This window comes from Eudoraea sp., assembly GCF_049669105.1.
GTDB lineage: Bacteria > Bacteroidota > Bacteroidia > Flavobacteriales > Flavobacteriaceae > Eudoraea.
Genome location: NZ_JBATKE010000190.1, coordinates 1 through 1765, shown reverse-complemented (window position 1 = coordinate 1765; position 1765 = coordinate 1). Strand labels below are relative to the sequence as shown.

Annotated in this window: 2 protein-coding genes; both read right to left on the bottom strand. The window is 48.8% G+C overall.

Translation table 11 applies throughout. The annotated features are described in order from the left end of the window. Positions 1-121: 121 nt before the first annotated feature. Positions 122-547, bottom strand: coding sequence for a universal stress protein (locus WBM60_RS14570; protein ID WP_424283255.1), 426 nt, complete (start codon positions 545-547; stop codon positions 122-124). Positions 548-648: 101 nt separating this feature from the next. Beyond that, positions 649-1765 (bottom strand): protein kinase domain-containing protein (locus WBM60_RS14565; RefSeq protein WP_424283254.1); only part of this gene is annotated, 1117 nt, incomplete at its 5' end.

Here is a 1765-nt window from a genome sequence, read left to right as displayed (position 1 = left end):
TTCCCTTTTGGTTATGAAGTGAAAGCAGACGCTGTTGACTAAGCTGACGCAGGATTACGATTTTAAGGAACAGATTATTTTGTTACATTCTCAAAATTTTCCCGAAGCTTTACATGATTATTCAAGGCGGCACCAGCATCACAGGGCAAGGTGCCTTTTCAAGAATCGTTACCCCCACGTAATCGAGTCGAGCCAAACTTGGTTTTTCCGGTTCGTCATGGCAACCTAAAAGAATCAGGTCGGCTTGGATTTGACGGGCTATTTTACAGATTTCAAGCGCCGGGTCACTCGGTGAAGACCCGAATTTAAATTTCGGAAATTCTTCGATCAGCGGTTTAATTTCGGTTTCAAATTGCCGCTCCATTTGCCGGTTTAATTTAATAAGATCCGAATCGTTCTGGTGTTTTCCTATCAGCCGGTAATCCGAGGCATGAAATATAAAGAGCTCTGCATCGTTTGATATTGAAAGCTGGATCGCCTTTTCAAGCGCAGAACGGCAGGCCGAGCTAAACTTGAAAGCAAGAATAATTTTCTTAAACGTTTGCATGATAAGCTAACAGTATCTTTATCCGTTAAAATTCGTTATCGAGTGGATAGGGGCTGGGATCGGCAATATTCCCTGATGAGAAGCTCGGAGAGATTATATATTCAAAAATCAATTAAATCACCGGCCTTGAGCTCAACCCCGATGCGTTGCATCCGAATATTAAAGTCATCCATGGCGGCTGTAAGTTCCTTCGTCTCTTCGTCCCCATAAACGAGATAAAACATCCGCATTTTTCGTTTGGGTTCGTAATACTCACCGTTTGTCAGACCGTATTCGGCGGCAAGCGGTTTCATTTCGACAAATACCTCGGGAATGTTCTGGTACCGCTTGCCCGGCTCTCGCGCGCAGGCTTTGCGAACAAAATTGCGCAAGGCGCCGGGTATTTTCGGCATCAATTCGGCGGGATCGGGGATTTCCCTTTCAGTCCGCATTTCCATCACCTTCCAATGATCCTCTCCTTCGAATGGTCTTCTGCCGGTCAGCATCTCGTAAGCAACCAATCCCAGGCTGTAGATGTCCGAGCGCTGGTCGACCGGATAGCACTGCACCTGCTCGGGGGACATGTAAAAAGGGGTCCCGGTCAGAAAATTTTCGGACCCCACGGGACAGGCCAGTCCAAAGTCGAGTATTTTGACTCTGTCATCCGGCAGTATGATGATATTGGCCGGTTTGATGTCCTGATGCACGATGCCGTTCTTATGGGCGTAATCGAGTCCTTTGGCGATTTGAATCAAGTACCTGAGGACTCTTTTGGGGGGAAGCTTGAACATCGACCGCAGCAGATCATTTAACATGGTGCCTGTCAGTCGTTCCATGATGATGAAAACGGTTCGGTATAGCTCTTCGATGTCATAGACCTGGACGATGTTCTCGTGGTGCAGCTTGGCGACGGTTTTGGCCTCGTTGATAAAACCCTTGAAAAATTCTGGATTCATGGCCAGGTCATGCTTCATCATTTTTATGGTCACGGGCATGTTCAGGCTCGAGTGAACACCGCCGTACACGATGCTGTAGGCGCCGCGGCCGATGATCTCCGAGGCGACGTACTTGCCGATCGACCTGTCCGCCACGGGCCTTTTCGTATCGAACCGGCTGGCGACGATCTCGGTGAAGAATTCATGCAATTCCGGATGCTCGGTGGCGATACCGTTCAGCACCGACCCGTCTATCGCCCACAACTCAACGTCTGTTTCGGCCTCGATGTGCGCATTCTGGGGC